The following is a 21,865-nucleotide window of genomic DNA, read 5'->3' as shown; positions in this document are numbered from 1 at the left end:
CAGAGTGTATTGATAACAAAGGCCAGCAGTTTTCCCCCTGCTGGCCTTTTTTCGTAAAGCGCTTATTAAGGCGCTACTAGTCGGTTTTCAATATAATCGAAATGTTCTACTATCTAATCAATCTGTATTTCTTTGCTGAAGTATTTAAAATTTTTAACGACCATTGAATCTGAGAGCCTTATTGAATAATTCACGTTATGCGCTGGGTGATAAGCAAGTCAATGACATTAGCTTAAAAGATTTAGCTAAACGTTCTAGGTATGGCGGAATCTTCTATCTACTTGCATTTTGGGCGGCTGTTTTTAGTTCAGCAACGGCTCGTGAACACCTAGTTATTATTGGCTTTTTCTCTGGTTGTTTTTTACTGCTTCAGCTTTATCGTTTGTTTTTATTTTTCAAAGTGTTTTCCTCACACGAAATTGACTACCCGTCCTATTTCTCCCGTTATGCTTTTATTTACAATTCTTCTGCAATTGTGTGGGTAAGTGGTTCTGCTTGGCTTTTTTACGTTAATCCGATTGTCGACTTGGCAGTGACTATTAATATGATGGCTGCGGCAGGCATCAGTATTGGTGGTATTACTGTATTGGCACCTTCTTATAAAACAATGCGCAGTTACTGGTTGCTGATTTGTTGGCCTTTTGCCTTGGCTGCTGGCTTTTTTCTCAATGAGCCAGGAAACTTGATTGTTGTTGGCTTAATTCTTGGTTATGGCCTGTTTATCTTAGTCACAGGAAAACAACAGAATCGCGCTTATTGGCAGGCACTTAATGATAATTTAAAGCTTTCAGAGCAAGCTGAGGAACTAGAGAAAGCAAAAATAGCCGCCGAATTGGCAGGGCAAGCTAAAGCCGATTTTTTATCCGCGATGACACATGAAATACGAACGCCAATGAATGGAGTGCTTGGTATGGCTCAATTACTGGCAATGGGAGATCTCAACGAAAAGCAGCAGCAGCAAGTGACAGTAATCAATAATGCTGGCCGAACCTTGATGCATATAATTAATAATATTCTAGATTACTCTAAGATTAACGCAGAGCAGTTGGAGTTAGAAAAAATCGCATTCAGCCCACGTAATGTCGTCAATGAAGTGATGTTATTGCTTGCCCCTCAGTTTGAGAAAAAGCCCATAAAGCTAACTTGCTCTACCAGTGATATTCCAGAGTTAGTGCAAGGTGACCCTTACCGACTTCATCAGATTTTATATAACCTGATCGGAAATGCCTTTAAATTTACGGAAGAAGGCCAAATCTCTGTAGAAGTATCTTGCCCTAAAAAAGATGGCATGGATCCCGTACTGATGTCTTTTACTATTCGAGATACTGGCATTGGTATTGCGCCTGAGGATCAGCAACAGATTTTTGAGCAGTTTTATCAAGTCAGTCAGTTTCACCCTAACATTCGAGGGACTGGGCTTGGGCTAAGTATTACTAAGCGTTTAGTTGATCTCATGGGAGGGACTATCTCGATTGAAAGTGACGTTGGCACTGGGAGTCAGTTTACCGTTGCTCTTCCGTTTGCTCGTGCTTTTGAAGTGAGCCCTAAGGAATCAACTAAGTTGCCGGAAAGGTCTAGCCTAAGTCCTAAGGTCCAACCTGATTTACATGTCTTGTTGGTAGAAGATAATAAAGTAAATCAAATGATCTGCGAGCAATTCTTCTTAAAGTTAGGCTGTTCTGTTGATTTGGCTGAGAATGGCTTAATCGCTCTGGATAGATTCAATAGCTCACAGCGCTACGATGTGATTTTTATGGATTGTAATATGCCAGAAATGGATGGTTTTTCAGCTGCCATCGCTATCCGAAAAATTGAGAAAGACAAAGGTTTAAATCAAGTGCCAATCGTTGCACTGACGGCTCATGTAGAAGAAGATATTAAACGAAAATGCCTTGAGTCAGGTATGAATACTTTTATCAGTAAACCTTTTTTGTTTGAAGATTTAGAGTCAGTGATTAACAAGGTTCGAAGTGGTGGGATAATCAATCAACAAACCTGAAAAATGATACAAGGCCCATTTTTTGTCTTTTATAGACATCCTCATTTTTTGGATACTAGCTTTGCCTTTCATTGATAAACTACCTAGCATAATCCAATAAGATTGAGCGGAGTATCTGTGTGAAAGTTGTAAATCAAATACTGAAAGGGCTGGTGGTTAGCGTTTTTTTGGGAAGTTTAGCTGCGTGCTCGTTATTTTCGAATGATGGTTATCACGGTGGTGATCATCGTGGCGGAGGTCCAACAGGGCCGCTGACGGGAACGGCCAGTGCTGCTAAAGTTGAGCCTGTTAAGAAGGATGATACTGGTAAAAATGCAGTCAAAGAAGACGCTGATGTTTACTCAGGAGGGGATCATCGTGGTGGTGGCCCGACTGGTCCATTGAGTCAATAATTACATCAAAAAGAATACTCTTTTAAGCCTGAGTCATTGATAGCCAATGCTCGGGCTTTTTAATGCCTGTTCATCAAACCGTCATGGCAAGCCTTTACCCTGAAGTGAGAATTATAAAATGCACTGATGTGCGATTTCACAAAAGGAGTGGAAAATGACAGGTAAAATTTGGTTAGCAACTTTGGTTTCAGTTGGCGTGTTGTCTGGTTGTGCAAATAATTCATTGATAACGCCGACATCTCGTTTTGCAGATAACTTCCCAAAGCAAGGTAGCGAGTTACCGCATTCCATATTGCGTGACGATCTGATTGATAACAAAACGAATCAGCCATTTGAAATTCGTAATGGTGGTTTTGGTTCTGCTATGACGTCGAATCCAAATCAAGCTAACCAGTTTTATGCTCTAACAGACCGTGGGCCGAATGCTGATTACAGTGGTGAATATGGTAAAGGTAAGAGCTTCCCTGTGGCGTCTTATACTCCGCGTATTGGTTTATTCGAAGTCTCTGTTGATGGTAAGGTTTCGATGGTGAAAAGTATTTTACTGAAACGTCCAGAAGGCAGTTTGATTACAGGATTACCAAATACTTCTGCGTTAGGAGGCACAGGGGAGACGCCTTATCATTCAAATGGCCAGCCTGTTTTAATGAATGATAATAAGCCTTATGACAAAGCAACTAATCCAATTAAATTAGATGATTACGGTTTAGATGGTGAAGGTTTAGTCGCTCTGAAAGACGGGACTTTTTGGGTGAGTGATGAATATGGCCCACATATTGTCCACTTTGACAGTAATGGTGTTGAAATTGGTCGCATTAATGCCTTTAAGGAGGACAGCCGTGATATTTATCATCTTCCTGCTGTATTCCAGCATCGTCGTGCTAACCGAGGTATGGAAGGTTTAGCTATCACACCAGATGAATCTACCTTGGTAGGTATTATGCAATCAACGTTGCAGAACCCTGATAAAGCGGCGCAAAAAAGTGATTTGACGCGTATTGTCACAGTGAACTTAAGCACAGGTAAAACTGAGCAGTATTTGTATCGCCAAGAAAAAAATGAAAACTCTAATTCTGAAATATCCACTTTAACGGCGAATAAGTTTTTGGTTATCGAGCGAGATGGCGCTTTTTTGCTAGGCGGCCCTGATGGCGAATCTAAAGCTAAACCGAGCGCTCAAAAGCATGTTTACCGTATCGATTTAAGCACAGGAACGCCGCTTTCTAATGTCGCTTTGTCCTCTTCTATCACTCGTGATGAGAGCCATGGGTTAATGATTGATGGCTTAACGTTAGAGCAGTTCACTATTAAAAATGGCTGGGAAGCGTTAGCAGAAAAGGGAATTAAACCAGTTAACAAAACATTAGTGGTAGATATGGTAAAAGCGGTTGCTTATCCGCACGATAAAATGGAAGGTTTGTGGGTGATTGATCAGGATCACCTTGGTGTATTGAATGACGATGATTTCGCTACTTGGGCGACCAACGGCAAATTGGAGCAAAAGCATCTTGATAAAAACACCATTGATTCAAATCGACTCTACATAATTAAAGCGGATTTGATGGGCGATTGATTTTTAGCCATTATTTGAACCGTTTTATAAAGGAATGCTAAAGAGCATTCCTTTTTTTATATCTAAAATAATTAGCGTCATTATCTATTTTCTTGGTCTTTATTATGCATGATTCACTATTATTTTATTTTTTCTTAGTTATATCGAATTTGGCAGGCTAATTGCTGTTTATGGCGATCTTTAATGCTTTCTAGGATATTTGTAGTGGACGTGTTCCTTTCTAAAAATCAATCATCGATTAAACGTTTTATAAAAGGAATTGATCGATACGATCAAACATTAAAATCGCTGAGTACTTGGTGGGAAAAAATAGCCTTAATTGGCAAGATTAATAGCTTTGAAGTCGCTTCGACGATTTTAGAAGACATGGATAATACCTTGGGGCAGTTCCATCTTCTTCAAAAACGCTTGATTGAAAGCCTGACAAACGAGCATGCACGAAAGGTCGTTATGCAAGATTTGTCCCGTTGTCAGATGGCTATTGATGTGTTGATTCGTAATCTTTTTGAGCGAACCGCGGATATTGGCTTTTTGGCTACAGATCGTGATGTTGTCCAGTTTTTTAAAAATAGCGATAGAAATGAAGGCGATAGCGTGTTTTTAAGGCAGCGCCTACAAGCTTATGTTGATATTTATTCTGTCTATCAAGATGCATTATTAGTAACGCCTGATGGTGAGTTGATCTTTCAGCTGAGCCAGCCTTCTCGAGGTGGCAAAGTACAGGATGAGTTAATTCGGCAAGCGATTAAAGATCCAGAACATTATGTAGAGTATTTCGGGCAAACAGATTTGATGGCAGGTTCCCAGCCAAATCTCTTGTACGCCAATGCGGTAATCGATGAAGGACGTGTTGTTGGGGTTATTATCTTGTGTTTTCGTTTCCAAAATGAACTAGAAGAAATTACCAATCATCTTTTATTCGAACAGGAAGAGAATCATTTTTTGCTCTTAAATAGCGCGGGAAATGTGCTGTTTGCTCCACAAAGTTACCAACAGTTTTGTCCGACTCATCTATCTTTAAGCGCTTCGCCAAAAGTGGTGTCGGTTCACCATAAAGACAGGGTTCAAGTGACGACCAAAGGTCAGCCTTATCAAGGTTATACGGGGCCTGAAAATTGGCATATGGGATCGTTATTGGCATTAGAAAATATGGATCGAGGGGTAAGCGATACACAGGATCATCAAACCTTAATTGCTGATCTTGCTGGGCTTATTTCAGCTGATTTGTTTGATATCCGTCATCGGTCTATCTCTATCAATGATGATTTAGAGTTGATTGTATTGAATGGTATTATTACGGCGGCTCGCAAAGATGCTGTAGAGTTTATGCCAGTATTAGAAGCGATCAAAAAAATTGGTCGAGATATAGACAATGTGTTTGCAAACTCCATCGATTCTTTATTTTCTACCATTATATCCGGCCAATTGAACGCGATACGATTGCAAGCCAGTTTGGCCGTAGACATTATGGATCGTAACCTGTACGAACGTGCAAATGATTGTCGCTGGTGGGGGTTGAGCACTTCGCTACAAACGGCATTATCTGCTCCCGATGTCGATAAAAAAAGTATTCGCCAGACGTTAGTAAAAATTCATTCTTTGTATACGGTGTATCACACGTTATACGTTTATGATCAGAACGGGCGTTATATTGCGTTTTCAGATGATGCTTGTCAGCATCGAGTTGGGCAGCATATCGAGTCCAATTCTGGTGGTCAGGCCGTGTTTCACATGCAAGATATCTACGCTTATAGTGTGTCGCCATTTTTACCTTTCGATTGCTATGATGGCGCTTATACTTACATTTATAATGCGGCCATTCGTAGTTCACAAAAAAACAATGAAGTGATTGGTGGCATTGGTGTCGTATTTGATTCTACTGTGGAGTTTCATGCCATTCTTAAGGATATTTTGCCAAGTGACAATGGCGTTATTAAAGCAGGCACTAAAGCTTTGTTTACCACAGAAAAAGGCTTAGTTATTGCGAGTTCATCAGATGCTCATGCTATTGGTAGTGTCTTTTTTCCTACGGTTAATATGACTGAGTTGCACCGAGATGGTAGTACTGCTACGGCCATTAGGATGGATGATCAGGTGTATCTTATTGGCGCTGCGAGATCGAACGGATATCGTGAATACAAATGCCAAGATGGTTATGAGAATACGGTCATTTCTTGGGTGCTTGTTCCTTGTTAGTGTGAATATATCAACATGATGTCATGGAAGACGTTCATGGTTTATTTCATTTCTCCTTCTTATTTTTCTAACTAAATCGCTGATTAATCACTGTACTAATATTAAAAATTGAGTACCTTAATAAGAAGGTTTTATTCTTCTAGTTATGGCGTTTGTCCTAAGAAATATTGTATGAATTTAGAGTCATTATTTTCAATTACTCCCTTTAGTTGGAGCTCGGTTGCTACTGCTATTTTTTGTGGTGTCATTGTTGGTTTAGAACGACAGCTAAGAGGTAAGCCAGTAGGGATCAGAACCTCAGCGTTAATCGTGTTAGGTACTTATGTGTTTATTGCCTCATCGATGTTTGTTGCTGCTGAGACGACGGATCCATCACGAATTATTGGTCAGGTGATTACCGGAATTGGCTTTCTTGGTGCTGGCGTGATGTTGTCTAAGGATGGTGCTGTTATTGGTGTTACTTCTGCTGCGACAATCTGGACGCTTGCTGCAATTGGTGTTTGTATTGCTATTATCGGTTCTTATGTGGCGATAAAGCTGTCGATTATTGTGGTCGCTATTTTATATGGTGTGGATATTCTTGAGGAGTATTCGTCCGCTTTTACCCGTGGAGTACATTCTAAATACAGTCGTTGGCGTAAGAGAGATTAAAATGGTGTCAGGTTATCGGGTTAGTTGTGATCGTGAAGAAATGGAGTTTGATGCTATTCATAGTTACATATCAAACACGTATTGGGCAGAAGGCATACCTAAAGAAACGTTAAAAAAAGCACTGGATAACTCGCTGTGCTTTGGTGTTTTCTCGGCAGAAGGGAAGCAAGTTGGATTTGCTAGGATGATAACGGACCAAGCAACCTTTGCGTATTTAGCGGATGTGTTTATTGATGAAGTACATCGAGGCAAAGGCTTATCAAAGTGGCTGATGCAGGAAGTTCATGACCATCCATCACTGCAGGGATTGCGAAGAATCTTATTAGCGACCAAAGATGCTCATGGCTTATATCAACAGTTTGGTTACACACCGTTAAGTTCGCCAGCAACCTTTATGCAAAAATGGCAGCCTGACATTTATAAGGGATAGTCTATTCAGACTGCTCTACACAATTTCGCCCTTTATCTTTACCTCTATAGAGGGCTTTGTCTGCGCGTTTGATCATTTTTAGCGCGTTATCATTGTCTTTGTTGTATTCAGTCAAGCCTTGAGTAATGGTCAGTACTAAATTAAGGCTACTGAATTTTTGTTTAGAAATAAGGACTCTTAATTTTTCTGCGATACTCGCGGCTTCACTTTTTGTCGTATTTGGCAAAATAATGATAAATTCCTCTCCACCAAAGCGAGCAAGAATGTCGTTCTTTCTTATGGCTTGTGAAAGATTGCTGGCTATTTCTATCAAACAGATATCGCCAATGTCATGCCCATACATATCGTTTATTTTTTTAAAGTAATCAATATCAATAAGTATCAGGCTTAAAGAGGATGAGCTGGCGTCTGCACTGTCTAATTCTTTGCTGAAATGTAAGTTTAAGCCTCTTCTGTTGAATAGTCCTGTTAAGGGGTCTTGGATGTTTTCATTTTTTAGTTGTTGCGTAAGTTCAGTATATCTTTTTAAGAAAAAGCGACCAAAAACGCCACTAAAAATGATAGACGTTGTTAACCAAAAACCTCGGTCTATTGATTTTTGTTCGGAATACATCGCCCCCGTTAAGTCAGTAATATGCTGACTGAAAATAGTCGCTAATATGATACCTATCGCTAAAATGATAGTGACAATTAAAGACTCCCGATAGCCTCCAATAAGAGCCGCCATAATCGGGTAAAGAGGTAATAGATAGGCTACTTGGCTATTTACGCCACCGGAAAGGGCAAATGAAGGAGTGATAATGATGATGGCTACGAGTAGAGACAATATGATCTCTAGTGTGGGAAAAATGTTAAAACGAACAATAATATAGAGACTTGTCACTATTGCTAAATCTAACAGGCCAATCCAAGTAAAGTAGATTGGGAGTTGAACAAGCAAGGGGCGTAAGGTTAGATCAATAAGTAAGGTTAAAATTGATAGTTCCACTATGCGCAATATGAGTTTATGGCTCAGCTGATGTTGTGTATTGTCTGGCATAGTTTTGTGCCACTGTCCTTTTTTAGATATAAGTAAAAGAGTTTAGAGAGAAGGTGTTCATGGTTTCCAGTCGCCAACTTTACTCTAGAGCGAGATGGTTATTCGATTCTTTTTCAATTAAGTCTCTATATTTTTGTCTCTTTTTAGCAACGAAAAAAGACAAAATCTAGTAAGTGGCTTCAAAGTAGAGTAAACCAAGCAAATAAAGCACAACTATATGCTAGATTCATTCGCTATGTTGTTATGTGTTGTAAGGAGTATTTAATGAAGGTAAAGAATCGTTTAATGGCATTTGGTGCTTTGTGGTGTGGTTTAGCGGCTTTGCCTGCTGCTGCGGCAACTTTTGAAGTACCAAGAACTTTTGAAATTATGTATGTTGACCTTGAAGGGGCGAGGCAATTTGGTAATGATTTTAAAGTAGATATTGATGAGGGTCAGCATCAAATTGTTGTACGTTTTAATAATTTGTTTCGCAGTGGCGGTGATACTCAAGTGTTTCAATCTGAGCCGGTTGTTCTGGATCTACAGTTTGAAAAAGATACCCATTTCACCTTAAAAGCGCCTTACATATCGACTCAAAAGCAAGCAGAGGCGAATGCTAAGGATCCTCAGTTTACGATTGTTGATGAAAAGAGTGGCAAAGAAATTAATTATCAACAACAAGTTTTGACGACTAAATCTGGTTTTCAAAATACCCGCGATTACGTGACAGAAATTGAGCGTTTAACAGCAAAGAATGCTCCTGCTCCAAGTGATGGGCCTGCTGCTGCTCCGATTGTACTGACGGAAGATGTTGCATTAGAAATGATGCAGTTTTGGTATAACCGATCCGATGAAGCAACGCGAAAAGAAATGCGTATTTGGATTGCTGATGATATGTACAAACCAACGGTGTCAAATATTCAGTTAGAAATGTCTCAGTTTTGGTTCAACAAAGCAGACAGAGAAGCGAAAAAAGCCTTTCAGGCTTGGCTTGTTGAATAGAATATACCTAATTGTCTGATCAAAAAAAACGCTCAATATTAGTTGAGCGTTTTTTTGATCTATTAAATATTTCTTAAGCGGTTGCTTGGGTCTTAGCAAACTTTTGATTGAATTTATCATTAACCCAAAGTGCTAATAATATAATGCCGCCGCCAATGCTTAAGCGTAAAATATCTGCATCTCGATTCCAGAAAATCACATTGACTAATATGCCAGCAGGGATTAGCAGGTTATTAGCCACAGCCAATGTACCAATATTCACCATGGTCGCGCCTTTATTCCAAGCAAAGTAACCTAAGCCCGATGCAATCACACCTAGGTAAGTCAAAATAGACCATTGCAGCGTTGTTGTTGGCAGCTTATCTGGATTTCCTAGTGCTAGGTAACATGGAATAACAACCGCTAATGCGCCAAGGAAGAACCAACCAAAGACAGTGCGTTGAGGTAGGTCTGGACGTTCTTTTGCAATTATACGTTTATAGCCTACCTGACCAGAAGCAAAGCAAATATTAGCGCCTTGAACGATTAATAGCCCCTTAATAAAGCCTTCATCTATTCCTTGGTAGCGAATGGCTACGGCACCAAGAATCGCTAGTATTGCACTGATGGCAAAGCCGATATTAAGACGGCGATCAAGCATGTCATTAATGAGTGTGACATACAGAGGTGTCATTACAGTAAAAAGCAGGACTTCAGGAACGGACAGATACAAGAAGGATTGATAATAAAATCCATACATAATACCAAGCTGTAAAGCACCGCAGATCATTAATTTAAAGGCAATTTTCGCCTCAATCTGACGAAGTTTTAAGAAGGGTAAGAAAACCACTGTTGCAAGTGTGACACGCATTAATACAGAGAACCAGGCATCGACCTGACCTGCAAGATATACCCCAATCAAGCTAAACGAAAAAGCCCATAGTAGGGTGACCGCAATGAGTATTGGCATATTGATTGATTCCAGATGAAAATTTTCGCAAAGTTTACCGACTTCTAGATGAATGGTAAAACAGTTTACTTTTTTATTTTTATTGGTTTACTAATGTGTCGATAGTGTGCCTTTTGTTGGTGGATCTTTTTATCTGCAAGATTGGGAGGAAAGTGATTTTATTCAGATAATCAGCGTTTTGTTGATCTGTCTTCGGTATTGTCGACATTACCTTTCTAGTTACTGCAAAACCTTGATCTAGATTAATAATTTAATTTTTTATCCTGTTACCTTTTTTGTCACAGACATTTTATTTGATCAAAAAAGGAATCGATTATGAAAGCTTTACTTCCTGTAGCTCTTGTTTCTGCGCTTTGCTCATCTGTTGTGTTAGCGCATGATGCTGGTGATATTTTTGTTCGTGGTGGTCTTGCGGTAGTGATGCCAAATGAGAGTAGTGATGATGTTGCGGACTCAGGTGAATTAGAACTTAACAATGATACTCAAGTTGGTGTGACGCTTACTTACATGCTGACCGATCAATTTGGTGTAGAAGTGCTAGCGGCGACGCCGTTTACACATAAAGTATCGACTAAAGGATTAGGTGAAATAGCTGAAGTATCTCACTTGCCTCCTTCTATCATGGCGCAATATTACTTTGGTCAATCGAACAGCCAAATCCGTCCTTATATTGGAGCCGGCTTGAATTACACTATTTTCTTTGATGAAAAAGGTAAAGGATCGACTTTGGGTGGAACGGACGTAAACCTTGATAATTCTTTGGGCTTAGCGGCTCAGGTTGGTGTAGACGTGAACTTTGCTGAAAACTGGTTTGCCAATGCTTCTCTTTGGTACATGGATATCAATACTGATGTACATACTGTTGCTGGTACTTTTGATGCAGACATTGACCCAATTACCTTTATGGCAAGTGTTGGTTATACCTTCTAAAGGTTTATCTAAGTGTTAAAAAAAAGGCTTTGATTTTCTAATCAAAGCCTTTTTTTATTGTGCTATTTCATAAGACTGAGGTAGGCTTTTTCATTTTAATGTAGATGCCTCATTTCTCATGGAAAAACAATGTCATTAGAATTTTCACCCGAACTTGAACGTCATTGCTGTGTTTTTTTGCAAGCTCAAGGGCATGCGGACTCAGCTCATGATGTGAGCCATATTTCCCGCGTGGTAAAAGTTGCAAAAAAACTTGCTCTTGAAGAGAGCGCAGACTTAGCTGTTGTGGTTCCTGCTGCTTGGCTTCATGATTGCGTCTCTTTGCCAAAAAATCACCCAGAGCGGCACTTAGCCTCAACATTGGCTGGCGATAAAGCGATTGAGTTCTTAACGTCGATTTATTATCCCAGTGAGTATTTTGATGCAATACATCATGCCATTCGTGCACACAGCTTTAGCGCCAATATTCCCCCAAACACTCTTGAAGCCAAAATCGTCCAAGATGCTGATCGTTTAGATGCGCTGGGAGCGGTTGGTATTGCGCGCTGTATGCAAGTGAGTGGCGCCTTAAATCGTCCTTTATACTCTTGGAACGACCCGTTTTGTGAAACGCGTGAGCCTAATGATGCGCTTTACTCTATTGATCATTTTTATACTAAGCTATTTTGTATTGCGGATAGTTTGAACACGCCTTCTGCACAGTTAGAGGGAAGAAGGCGTCAAGAGGTTATGCGTGTTTTTTTAGATGATTTAGCGTTAGAAATTTAAATATGTTCAAGCAAACAGTAAGTAACAATTACCTTGCTCTATTCCGACGGTCGCTTTTTTAAGGTGACTGCCTTGGCAGGGCCCGGCGATACAGGTGCCGTCTAGTGGAGAGAAAAGTGCACCGTGATGATGGCATTTTAAATAATCACCTTCGTCATCTAATGCTGGGTCAGATGACCAATTCAGTTGCTTTTTTTGATGAGGACATAAGTTCTCATAAGCAAGAATTTGACCTTTTTGCTTAGTGACTAAAAAGTTGTTTTTTTCTACTTTTATGTTTAGCGCTTTACCTTCAGGAAGGTTTTGCGCATTAGGGATAAGATACTTCTTAAACACGTGATTACCGCACTTTTTTTATAATGAATGTTGTTTATTTCAGTAGAATTGACGCTTTCCATAATCATGCGAACTAGAGTGAGAGCAAAAGATGTCGCATTCTAGCGGTGTTTTCTTTTCAATTATACTGTCTACTAAGTGAATGAAGTTCAGCAAAGCGTCAGTTAAATAAACTTTCCGTGAGTAAAGACTCTAAAGCGCTATGAGTGATGAGTCAATATGCAAGAATTGAGTTAGTTGATTTTAGATCGTTGCTTGCTTATGGCAAGCTCCTTATAATTGCCCGTTATGACTAAAAAAACTCCGGCAAAACCTTCACGTAAGTCCCCGACTCAAAAGAAAAAAACACCTAGATCTTCCTTTTTGAAGAGGATGTTCCGTGCCTTTTTTAAATGGGGGGTAATTATTGCTTTGATTGGGAGTATTCCTTTTGCCGGCTGGGTATGGTGGCTAAACGGACAAGTTGTTAGCCGTTTTGAGGGGCAAAAGTGGCAAGTTCCTTCAGAGGTCTACAGTGCACCTATTATTTTATCGAGTGGGGCACCTTGGAAAAAACAAGATTTAGAAAATTTATTGGAAGAGACTGGCTATCGATTTGGCCGAAACAGTCAAAACGTAGGGTGGGCGGCTCGTAGTCAAACAAAAGTCAGCGCGCATTTGCGTTCCTATGTTGATCACCTTGGTTTTCATGAAAGTGAAAGACGCATTTTTTCGTTCCAAGATGGTCGCTTGATTATCCAAGCTCTAAACGGTGATGAAATAAACGAAGCAAGAATTGAGCCTCAACGTATTGGCTTCCTCTATGGTGGTAATACTGAAAGCCGCCAGATTTTAACCTACGATGATATTCCTAAGCCCCTGATTGATATTTTGATTGCAGTAGAGGATCGCGACTTCTATCAGCATTGGGGGATTTCCCCAACGGGGATTGCGCGAGCAGCGTTCGTTAACCTAACTCATGGCTCAAGACGCCAAGGAGGTTCAACGTTAACTCAGCAGCTTGTGAAGAACATGTACCTTACTTCTGAGCGAACTTACACGCGCAAGCTGACTGAAGTGGTGATGAGCTTATTGCTTGAGTACCATTACTCAAAAGAAGCCATTCTCACGGCTTATATGAACGAAGTGTATTTAGCGCAGTTAGGTAGTAGTGCTTTGCATGGTTTTGCTGCAGCAAGTCAGCATTTCTTTGGTCGTCCATTGAATGAGTTGAACCTCGATGAATTCGCTTTGCTCGTTGGTATGGTTAAAGGTCCTTCACTTTATAATCCTGAGCGCTCTCCAAATCGTGCAAAAGATCGTCGTAATACCGTATTAGCAATATTAAAAAACCAAGGGCGATTGTCTGAGGCAGATTATAACAGCCTCATAAAGCAACCGATTCGACTTGCTGATAAGCAAAAAGAACGTTCTGTGTTTGGTGATTATTTGGATTTGGTTGCCATGCAATTGTCACGAGATTTTGATGAAACGACGTTAGCGACGAAAAACCTACGCATTTATACCGGTGTCGATATACGAGCGCAACGAGCGGCAAGTTTAGCAATGCAGCGTCAAGTGGCTGCATTGGAAAAGCGCGACCCTAGACTAAATGGTTTGCAAGGTGCCATGGTTGTGACCGACCGACTAACGGGGCAAGTACGTGCCGTGGTTGGCTCTAGTGGACAGAATTATACCGGCTTTAACCGAGCGCTTGGGGCGGTCAGGCCAATTGGATCATTAGTAAAACCACCACTTTATTTATCGGCGTTAGCAACAGGACGTTATACATGGTGGACTGAAATAGAAGATAAAAAGCTGCGATTTAATGTAGGTGGTCAGATCTGGGAGCCAGAAAACTATGATCGAAGAACTCATGGCGTCGTACACCTTTATGAAGCCATGGCGAAATCCTATAACCTAGCGACTGTTTCGTTAGCTCAGCAAATCGGCTTTGATCGAGTGGGTGATACTTTGCGACAGTTGGGTGTGAAGCGCCACTTTATAATGCATCCAGCAATGGCATTGGGTGCATTAGAATTATCGCCGTTCGAAGTGTCGCGCTTATATCAACCGATTGCTTCTCAGGGAAAAAGTAGTGAACTAGGCGTCGTGCTTGCGGTCATGGATCAAAAAGATCAACTAATGAAACGCTTTAATCAGCAAAATGATGTGCCTTTTACTGATGCTTTACTTGCTGTAACTCTGGATGGAATGACGAAAACGCCGAAAATTGGTACTGCCAGAGCTGCTCAGGCTGCTTTCCCTGATTTGAATTTCGCAGCGAAAACAGGAACAACCAATCAGCAAAAAGACAGCTGGTTTGTTGGTATTACGGGGGATTATTCCTCTACGGTATGGCTTGGTGATGATAATAATGTGCCGCTAAGTATTACTGGTAGCACTGGCGCATTAAAAGTGTGGGTGGATTTTACCAAAAATGTAAACCCAAGATCTTTGCCTGATACTTTGCCTAACGGAGCTGCTCGTTACAACGTGTTGGATAGTAAGTTTGAGATCGCTGCAGACCGTTGTAAAGACAAGACACCGTTAGCGTTTATTTTGGGTACTGAGCCAAAAGATAGTACTTCATGTTTTTGGCCTTTCTAAATTCATCTAGATGAAATTAGAAAAGAAGATTGATAATTGTTTTGTTCTTATATAGCCTTTTAGTTTGTTGAAAATTAATAAATTGCTTTCATTTTAAAAGTTAAGTAATTGTTGTTGAAGGTTATTGGTGCCTTTATGGAAGTAGGATATTAAGGCGACTTGGGAAAAGTTGTCGAGATGAGAAGCACGTTAAAATGCTTCTTAGAAATAACACCACCTTATATATGCAAAAGAAAAAAGCTTCGCTTATCGTTTGAATTTTATTTGTAAGGGAGTGGCGCTATATGCGGCTGCACACACACATGGTTTGCTGTTTATTAGCGGTGACTTTTTTTAATACCGATATTGCTCTCGCGCAGGAAGAAGCGTCTTCTTGTGCGTTACTTACTGCATCTGGTAACTCGGAATACCCGCCTTTTTTGTGGCGCGAAACGCCTACCTCAACAGAGCTTCATGGTGTGAATCGCATCATTATTGATGAATTAAGTCACCGTATTGATATTCCTATTAAGTTGATTCATGTGGGGCCTTGGTCACGTGCTCAAGGTGAAGTAAAGAGTGGTCGCGTTGATCTTATGGCTGGTGCTTTTTACACCAATGAGCGAGCCGATTATATGGATTATTTCACACCAGTGATGTTGCATACGGCAAGCGGAGTTTGGCAGCGTAAAGATAAGCGTTTTCCATTTAGTAGAAAAGAAGACTTAGTCGGAAAGTGGGGAGTGACTGTCATCAATAACAGTTTTGGTCAAGACTTTGATCAATATGCCCAACGTAACCTTAATGTTTTAGCGGTAGCTAGCTTGTCGCAAGCGTTACGTATGTTGGCTGCGGATCGCGTTGATTATGTGTTGTATGAAAAAAATCCAGCGCAGGCCTATGCTGCCATGTTAGGGCTATCTGATACTATTGTTCCTGTACTGCCTTATATTAGTAGCGAGGGTCTTTATTTGACTATGTCTAAGAAATCCCCTTGCAACATCCCCAGCATCAAGCAAAAGATTGCCATTGCTTTACAGGAAATGAAACAAGAGGGAGTCACTGAACAAGCTGTGCTCGATGGTGTTCAGGAATGGGAGGCCCGAAGTCGAGCTGGTATCGCTCTACAATAGTAGCTAACCAATAAAAAGAGAAAGGAAGATAAAGCCATACGGCCGCTGTCTCCCTTTATCTTGTTTTTTATTGATTATTTTTTCTGGTACAAAGATTCATATAGGCTAATCCATTGGTCCGTAACAGCCTCCCAGCTGTAGTCATAACCCATCGCATTTTTCTGCTTTTCCTGCCAACGATTCCTATCATGAAAGCATTCAATACTGCGCTCCATTGCTGCCTGTAAGGACGCTGCATTAGCGTCTTTGAAAACAAAACCATTTGCTCGTTCACCTTCTTCGAACACGGTATCTGCTAGCCCACCAGTTTGTCTTACTACGGGTAATGTTCCGTATTTGAGCGCATAGAGTTGTGTTAAGCCACAAGGCTCAAAGCGTGATGGAATGAGAAGCGCGTCGATGCCTGCTTGAAGTCGGTGTGAGTAGTCTTCAAAATATCCTATGCGCACAGCAACTTGATCTGGGTAATTGTTTTGAAGTTCTAAATACCCAGATTCTAAATGCTTGTCACCTGAACCCAGTACGACAAGTCGAGCGCCTTTTTCCAATAACGCTGGCATAACTTGTAAAACAAGATCTAATCCCTTTTGTTCAGTGAGTCGGCTAACAACACCAAACACTGGCTGATTTAAGTCTTCTGATAAGCCATTTTCTCGCAATAAAGCGAGCTTGTTTGCTTGTTTTTCAATAAGTGTGTCTGTGTTGTAATTTTGTGGAATTAGGGTGTCTTTCTCTGGTGACCATTGGTCGTAGTCGACACCATTTAAAATGCCAACTAATTTGTCTTGCATCGCTCTGAGTGTCCCATCTAAACCGTCGCCGTATTCCGGGGTGAGGATTTCTTGCGCATAGGTTGGGCTGACTGTAGTGACTGCGTTCGCATAGACTAGTCCAGCTTTAAGGCCAGAGAAGCGCCCGTAAAACTCCATGCCGTGCATACTGAGTAATTCCGGCGATAAGTGCATGGCTGAAAATTGATTCATGTCAAAACTACCGTTATAACGTAAATTATGTACGGTTGTGACAACAGGTATGTGCTCTGTTTTCCAGCTTTCAAGATAAGCGGCGGCAAAGCCTGTTTGCCAATCATTTAAGTGCAGTATATCTGCTTGCCAATCCATTAGGTCTCCATGCAGTGCTAACGTAGCTGTAGCCCATGATAGCGCTGCAAAACGCAGATGGTTGTCCGCGAAATCAAGGCCGTCTTTATCGACATAAGGACCGTCCTCTCGCTCATAGAGTGCTTGGCATTGTAGTAACCAAATTGGCGTATCATTTTCGGGGATATGGGATTCAAGAAGTAACAAATCTCCGACGCCAAATGGATTTCCTAGGTTGATACTCTTTTGAATTGGCGCTACCTTTTCAAGTATGCCTTGGTAAGCAGGCATGATAAGTTTGACATCGTGGCCTTTTTTTCTCAAAGCAACGGGTAGAGCGCCTGCAACATCGGCTAATCCACCGGTTTTAATTAGAGGGTAAATTTCGGAGGCAGCAAATAGTATTTTCATTATTAGGCATCTTATTGATTTGGAATAATGATAAGAGTATACCTAAATGAAACCTCGAATAGAGTGTGTTGATAAAAATTTTAAGGGCATCACATGGATTTAAATACGGCGCGTATGAAAACTCTGTCCATTATTCTAGCCGGTGGACGTGGTTCAAGATTAAAGCAATTAACAGATAATCGTTCAAAGCCTGCAGTGCCTATTGCCGGTAAGTATAAAATTATTGATTTTCCACTATCTAACTGCATTAACTCAGGCATGCGTCGCATCGCTGTCCTGACCCAATACCGCTCCCACACTCTAAATCAACATGTTCAAAGGGGCTGGAATTTTCTACGTTCAGACTTCAACGAATTTATAGAGCTGTGGCCTGCTCAGCAACAGACTGGTAGTGATTGGTATCGTGGTACGGCAGATGCGGTTTATCAAAATTTGAGCATGATTGATGGTTTGGAAAGTGAGTATATTTTGATTCTTGCTGGTGACCATGTTTACAAGCAAGATTACAGTCTTATGCTACAAGAGCATATTGAAAGCGGAGCGGATGTGACTGTTGCCTGCATAGAAGTTCCGCTGAAAGAAGCGGATCAGTTTGGCATCATGCATGTGGATGAAGACGACAATATTATTGCGTTTGAGGAAAAACCCTCTAATCCTCCAACTATGCCCGGCAAGCCTGATGTGTCCCTTGCGAGCATGGGGATTTATATTTTTAACACTAAATTCTTGTCTGATAACTTGCGTTCAGATGCGAGTGACGATGCATCGAGCCATGATTTCGGTAAGGATTTGATCCCCTTATTTGTTGGTCGCAGTAAAATTAAAGCGCATCATTTTGCGAACAGTGTCATAGATAACAAGAGCTATCCTGATGAGCCTTATTGGCGTGATGTAGGGACGTTGACGGCCTATTGGGAAGCCAATATGGACCTGACTCGTTTGGTTCCTGAATTGGATTTATACGATGAAGAGTGGCCGATTCGTACTGCTCAATATCAGCGTCCAGCTGCTAAATTTAACTACAATTACGAAGAGCGAATTGGCACTGCGCTGAATTCTGTTGTGTCTGCGGGTTGTATTGTATCTGGCTCAACGGTTGAGCAGTCCATCTTGTTTAATAACGTTCGAGTGAACTCTTACTCTCACGTGAATAAGTCTGTCATATTGCCGCGTTGCGATATTGGTCGACATTGTCGCTTGAATAAAGTAGTTGTGGATTCGGATTGCTGTATTCCAGAAGGAACGGTCATCGGGGAAGATCCGGTTGCTGATGCAGCGCGCTTTTACCGCAATTCGGATGGCATTACTTTGGTGACACAAGGCATGATCGAAGCATTATCTGACTAGTTTATTGTGGTTTGGTTGTTTTTTATGTGACGGAAAGCCGCTTTAATTAAGCGGTTTTTTTATGCCTGAAGTAAGTGGCTATGTTGTTTTTCGCTGCCACTGGGCAACTTATATCAAACTAATCTCTCTCTTAATGCTTGAAAAAAGATAAATTGGGCGCATTAGTAGGGTTTAGATTTTCGTTATTAGATTGTGTGTCGGTTATCCCCGTAACCTGTGGATAACCCTATTGGTGAACCTTTGATAACTTACGCAAAAGCAGTCACTATGCAGCTTTTGGTATAGGTGTTCATTTCTTCTGCAGTGTTTGGTTTAACATACGTTATTTGGCAGATGTGTTTATATTTTCACCTGAAAATGAGGATGTTTTATGTTTACGGGTATTGTTCAGGGCAAAGCGACGGTCCAGACCGCGAGTCAAGTTGGGCGTAATAAGCGTCTTGAAATTGTGTTTCCTGCTGGTGTGATGTTGAGTCAGCAACTTGGTGCCAGTGTTGCGATCAATGGTGTTTGTCTTACGGTTGCGGAAATTGGCCATGATGTGCTGACATTTGATGTTATTGATACTACTTTGGCATTAACTAACATTGGTTTGTTGCAGACTGGAGATGTGGTTAATTTTGAGCGTGCTGCAAAAATGGGCGATGAGATTGGTGGTCATGTTATGTCTGGCCACATTATGACCTCTGTCACCGTATCGCGTATCGAGAGAATTGAAGAAAGTGTGCATATTCGCTTTACCACGGATCGTCAAAAAGAAGTGGACGCTAGACGTTATTTATTCAATAAAGGTTATGTTGGCTTGAATGGCGCTAGTTTGACGATAAGTGATATTGGTAATGATTGGTTGGAAGTTTCTTTGATTCCTGAAACGCTTAGGCTAACGACGTTTAGTAGCTTGTCGGTTGGCGATAAAGTGAACCTTGAAATAGATGCTCATACACAGGCGACAGTAGATACCGTTGAGCGCATTCTAAAAGAGCGAGGGATTGTCTTACCGTAAAGGCTGTTTCATGTGAATTATTGGGACTCTATCTTGTTTGATCTCTGAAATAAATGGAGTCCTAGCTCGATTTTCGGTAGAATGCTCGCCAATTTCTATCCTGAATACTTGTTGGTAAGTTTTTCATTGAGCTGGCGTGATAATGTTGGCTAACTAATGCACGATTTAGATTAAAAAATGTGCATATGTGGCGTATTTATCAACAGGTAATCATTCAAACATCGCTTTTAAAGTGTGAGTAAATAGTGTCTTCCAATAATCTTAAGCACATACGCAATTTTTCTATAATTGCCCATATCGACCACGGAAAATCGACGTTAGCCGACCGCTTCATTCAGACTTGTGAAGGTTTGAGCGAGCGAGAAATGTCAGCTCAGGTTCTCGATTCTATGGATATCGAGCGTGAACGAGGCATTACCATCAAGGCGCAGAGCGTAACTCTTGATTACCATGCAAAAGACGGTCAAGTTTATCAATTGAACTTTATCGATACACCTGGACACGTTGATTTTTCTTACGAAGTTTCACGTTCTCTAGCTGCCTGTGAAGGTGCATTGCTGGTGGTTGATGCTGCGCAAGGTGTTGAAGCTCAATCTGTTGCCAACTGTTATACCGCAATCGAGCAAGGCCTCGAAGTTATGCCGGTATTGAACAAAATCGACTTGCCTCAGGCTGAACCAGAACGTGTTAGTGCTGAGATTGAAGAGATTATTGGTATCGATGCGATGAATGCCGTGACCTGTTCAGCAAAAACAGGCATGGGTGTTGATGATGTTCTAGAGCGTTTAGTCGCGACTATTCCACCACCAGAAGGTGATGTCGATGCACCGCTTCAAGCTCTTATTATCGATTCATGGTTTGATAATTACTTAGGTGTTGTCTCTCTTGTTCGTATTAAACAAGGTACTTTGCGCAAAAAAGACAAAATTTATATCAAGTCGACTAAGCAAACGCACCCTGTTGATATGGCGGGTATTTTCACCCCAAAACGTAAAGAAACAGGCGTGTTGAAAGCGGGTGAAGTGGGTTTCGTTGTTGCGGGCATTAAAGACATTCATGGTGCTCCAGTGGGTGACACCATTACTCATGCTTCGACACCTGATGTTGCTCAGTTAGCGGGTTTTAAAAAAGTTAAACCACAAGTTTATGCGGGTTTGTTCCCAGTGAGCTCTGATGATTATGAAGATTTCCGTGTTGCTTTGAATAAGCTGACATTGAATGACGCATCATTGTTTTTTGAGCCAGAAAGCTCCGATGCGTTAGGCTTTGGTTTCCGTTGTGGCTTTTTGGGTATGTTGCATATGGAGATCATTCAAGAGCGTTTAGAGCGTGAATATGATCTTGATTTGATCTCTACAGCACCAACAGTGGTATTTGAAGTTGAGCTCAATAACGGCGATGTGATCAATGTAGACAGTCCTTCAAAAATGCCCGATCCAGGCACAATTAAAGAAATGCGTGAGCCTATTGTGGAGGCCAATATATTGGTGCCACAGGAATATTTAGGTAACGTCATTACCTTATGTGTTGAAAAACGCGGTGTTCAAAAGGACATGCTATACGTTGGTCGACAAGTACAATTACGTTACGAATTGCCAATGAACGAAGTGGTAATGGATTTCTTCGATAAACTGAAGTCTTGTAGTCGTGGTTTTGCCTCTCTGGATTACAGCTTTTCTCACTTTAGCCCTGCACCGTTGTGTCGTTTGGATATATTGATCAACGGCGAACGTGTAGATGCATTGGCGCTCATTATGCACAAAGATAATGTGCAGTTTAAAGGCCGAGCATTGTGCGAAAAAATGAAAGACTTGATTCCTCGTCAGATGTTTGATGTGGCTATTCAGGGGGCTGTTGGTGCGAAAATTATTTCTCGTACAACAGTCAAAGCATTGCGCAAAAACGTTATCGCTAAGTGTTATGGTGGTGACGTAAGTCGTAAGAAGAAATTGTTACAGAAACAGAAAGACGGTAAAAAGCGCATGAAACAGGTTGGTAACGTTGAAGTGCCACAATCTGCTTTCCTTGCGGTTTTACAATTGGATAGCTAGCCAGA

At 41.0% G+C, this 21,865-nt stretch carries 18 protein-coding genes; 14 read left to right on the top strand and 4 right to left on the bottom strand.

The window, feature by feature from the left end; genetic code table 11:
* Positions 1-181 precede the first annotated feature (181 nt).
* From KPL72_RS06865 to KPL72_RS06840, 6 genes are all read left to right on the top strand, one after another.
* Complete coding sequence (locus KPL72_RS06865) at positions 182-1,999, top strand: ATP-binding protein (RefSeq protein WP_219702278.1); 1,818 nt, start codon at positions 182-184, stop codon at positions 1,997-1,999.
* A gap of 119 nt (positions 2,000-2,118) precedes the next feature.
* On the top strand, positions 2,119-2,391 hold the full coding sequence (locus KPL72_RS06860; protein ID WP_212918032.1) for a hypothetical protein: 273 nt from the start codon (positions 2,119-2,121) through the stop codon (positions 2,389-2,391).
* A gap of 154 nt (positions 2,392-2,545) precedes the next feature.
* A complete protein-coding gene (locus KPL72_RS06855) occupies positions 2,546-3,964 on the top strand; it encodes an esterase-like activity of phytase family protein (RefSeq protein WP_219702277.1) in 1,419 nt (472 codons plus the stop codon).
* Positions 3,965-4,168: 204 nt separating this feature from the next.
* Positions 4,169-6,160 carry a cache domain-containing protein gene (locus tag KPL72_RS06850; RefSeq protein ID WP_219702276.1) on the top strand — a complete coding sequence of 664 codons (1,992 nt, stop codon included), beginning with the start codon at positions 4,169-4,171 and terminating at the stop codon, positions 6,158-6,160.
* A gap of 171 nt (positions 6,161-6,331) precedes the next feature.
* Complete coding sequence (locus tag KPL72_RS06845; protein ID WP_212918035.1) at positions 6,332-6,811, top strand: MgtC/SapB family protein; 480 nt, start codon at positions 6,332-6,334, stop codon at positions 6,809-6,811.
* Between the two features lies 1 nt (position 6,812).
* Complete coding sequence (locus tag KPL72_RS06840) at positions 6,813-7,241, top strand: GNAT family N-acetyltransferase (RefSeq protein WP_219702275.1); 429 nt, start codon at positions 6,813-6,815, stop codon at positions 7,239-7,241.
* 1 nt (position 7,242) lies between these two features.
* On the opposite strand, the gene KPL72_RS06835 is transcribed toward KPL72_RS06840, so the two are convergent.
* On the bottom strand, positions 7,243-8,280 hold the full coding sequence (locus KPL72_RS06835) for a GGDEF domain-containing protein (RefSeq protein WP_219702274.1): 1,038 nt from the start codon (positions 8,278-8,280) through the stop codon (positions 7,243-7,245).
* Positions 8,281-8,544: 264 nt separating this feature from the next.
* Here KPL72_RS06835 and KPL72_RS06830 point away from each other — a divergent pair, with 264 nt between their 5' ends.
* Positions 8,545-9,264, top strand: coding sequence for a YccT family protein (locus tag KPL72_RS06830; RefSeq protein WP_212918038.1), 720 nt, complete (start codon positions 8,545-8,547; stop codon positions 9,262-9,264).
* Between the two features lie 73 nt (positions 9,265-9,337).
* On the opposite strand, the gene KPL72_RS06825 is transcribed toward KPL72_RS06830, so the two are convergent.
* On the bottom strand, positions 9,338-10,213 hold the full coding sequence (locus tag KPL72_RS06825) for a carboxylate/amino acid/amine transporter (RefSeq protein ID WP_212918039.1): 876 nt from the start codon (positions 10,211-10,213) through the stop codon (positions 9,338-9,340).
* A 315-nt stretch (positions 10,214-10,528) separates the two neighbouring features.
* On the opposite strand from KPL72_RS06825, the gene KPL72_RS06820 reads away from it, so the two are divergent.
* Together KPL72_RS06820 and KPL72_RS06815 are read left to right on the top strand one after the other, a co-directional pair.
* Entirely contained in the window at positions 10,529-11,143 is a 615-nt protein-coding gene (locus tag KPL72_RS06820; protein ID WP_212918040.1) for an OmpW family outer membrane protein, read from the top strand.
* 129 nt (positions 11,144-11,272) lie between these two features.
* Complete coding sequence (locus tag KPL72_RS06815; RefSeq protein WP_219702273.1) at positions 11,273-11,911, top strand: HD domain-containing protein; 639 nt, start codon at positions 11,273-11,275, stop codon at positions 11,909-11,911.
* A 6-nt stretch (positions 11,912-11,917) separates the two neighbouring features.
* Here KPL72_RS06815 and KPL72_RS06810 read toward each other — a convergent pair whose 3' ends face one another.
* A complete protein-coding gene (locus KPL72_RS06810; protein WP_212918042.1) occupies positions 11,918-12,247 on the bottom strand; it encodes a Rieske (2Fe-2S) protein in 330 nt (109 codons plus the stop codon).
* Between the two features lie 288 nt (positions 12,248-12,535).
* Here KPL72_RS06810 and KPL72_RS06805 point away from each other — a divergent pair, with 288 nt between their 5' ends.
* Complete coding sequence (locus KPL72_RS06805) at positions 12,536-14,836, top strand: transglycosylase domain-containing protein (RefSeq protein WP_219702272.1); 2,301 nt, start codon at positions 12,536-12,538, stop codon at positions 14,834-14,836.
* Positions 14,837-15,120: 284 nt separating this feature from the next.
* Positions 15,121-15,948 carry a substrate-binding periplasmic protein gene (locus tag KPL72_RS06800; RefSeq protein WP_219702271.1) on the top strand — a complete coding sequence of 276 codons (828 nt, stop codon included), beginning with the start codon at positions 15,121-15,123 and terminating at the stop codon, positions 15,946-15,948.
* A gap of 74 nt (positions 15,949-16,022) precedes the next feature.
* Here KPL72_RS06800 and glgA read toward each other — a convergent pair whose 3' ends face one another.
* On the bottom strand, positions 16,023-17,459 hold the full coding sequence (gene glgA / locus KPL72_RS06795) for a glycogen synthase GlgA (RefSeq protein ID WP_219702270.1): 1,437 nt from the start codon (positions 17,457-17,459) through the stop codon (positions 16,023-16,025).
* A gap of 93 nt (positions 17,460-17,552) precedes the next feature.
* Between glgA and glgC the strand changes: the two genes are divergently transcribed.
* The 3 genes from glgC to lepA all read left to right on the top strand — a co-directional run bounded on the left by glgC (position 17,553) and on the right by lepA (position 21,860).
* Positions 17,553-18,806, top strand: a complete 1,254-nt coding sequence (glgC, locus tag KPL72_RS06790) for a glucose-1-phosphate adenylyltransferase (RefSeq protein ID WP_219702269.1) — start codon at positions 17,553-17,555, stop codon at positions 18,804-18,806.
* Positions 18,807-19,176: 370 nt separating this feature from the next.
* A complete protein-coding gene (locus KPL72_RS06785; RefSeq protein ID WP_219702268.1) occupies positions 19,177-19,809 on the top strand; it encodes a riboflavin synthase subunit alpha in 633 nt (210 codons plus the stop codon).
* A gap of 245 nt (positions 19,810-20,054) precedes the next feature.
* Complete coding sequence (lepA, locus tag KPL72_RS06780; RefSeq protein WP_212918048.1) at positions 20,055-21,860, top strand: translation elongation factor 4; 1,806 nt, start codon at positions 20,055-20,057, stop codon at positions 21,858-21,860.
* The last annotated feature ends 5 nt before the right edge of the window (positions 21,861-21,865 follow it).

Source organism: Marinomonas lutimaris (assembly GCF_019426345.1).
In the GTDB taxonomy this organism is placed as follows: Bacteria; Pseudomonadota; Gammaproteobacteria; order Pseudomonadales; family Marinomonadaceae; genus Marinomonas; species Marinomonas lutimaris.
Note: the sequence above shows the minus strand (reverse complement) of the source record. Positions and strands in the feature narration are given on the sequence as shown.

Excerpts from the sequence above, each read along its gene's own strand:
- KPL72_RS06815 (WP_219702273.1), top strand. The coding sequence starts at position 11,273 with ATGTCATTAGAATTTTCACCCGAACTTGAACGTCATTGCTGTGTTTTT.
- glgA (WP_219702270.1), bottom strand. The coding sequence starts at position 17,459 with ATGAAAATACTATTTGCTGCCTCCGAAATTTACCCTCTAATTAAAACC.
- KPL72_RS06825 (WP_212918039.1), bottom strand. The coding sequence starts at position 10,213 with ATGCCAATACTCATTGCGGTCACCCTACTATGGGCTTTTTCGTTTAGC.
- KPL72_RS06830 (WP_212918038.1), top strand. The coding sequence starts at position 8,545 with ATGAAGGTAAAGAATCGTTTAATGGCATTTGGTGCTTTGTGGTGTGGT.
- KPL72_RS06805 (WP_219702272.1), top strand. The coding sequence starts at position 12,536 with ATGACTAAAAAAACTCCGGCAAAACCTTCACGTAAGTCCCCGACTCAA.
- KPL72_RS06800 (WP_219702271.1), top strand. The coding sequence starts at position 15,121 with ATGCGGCTGCACACACACATGGTTTGCTGTTTATTAGCGGTGACTTTT.
- glgC (WP_219702269.1), top strand. The coding sequence starts at position 17,553 with ATGGATTTAAATACGGCGCGTATGAAAACTCTGTCCATTATTCTAGCC.
- KPL72_RS06835 (WP_219702274.1), bottom strand. The coding sequence starts at position 8,280 with ATGCCAGACAATACACAACATCAGCTGAGCCATAAACTCATATTGCGC.
- KPL72_RS06840 (WP_219702275.1), top strand. The coding sequence starts at position 6,813 with ATGGTGTCAGGTTATCGGGTTAGTTGTGATCGTGAAGAAATGGAGTTT.
- KPL72_RS06785 (WP_219702268.1), top strand. The coding sequence starts at position 19,177 with ATGTTTACGGGTATTGTTCAGGGCAAAGCGACGGTCCAGACCGCGAGT.
- KPL72_RS06820 (WP_212918040.1), top strand. The coding sequence starts at position 10,529 with ATGAAAGCTTTACTTCCTGTAGCTCTTGTTTCTGCGCTTTGCTCATCT.
- KPL72_RS06845 (WP_212918035.1), top strand. The coding sequence starts at position 6,332 with ATGAATTTAGAGTCATTATTTTCAATTACTCCCTTTAGTTGGAGCTCG.
- KPL72_RS06855 (WP_219702277.1), top strand. The coding sequence starts at position 2,546 with ATGACAGGTAAAATTTGGTTAGCAACTTTGGTTTCAGTTGGCGTGTTG.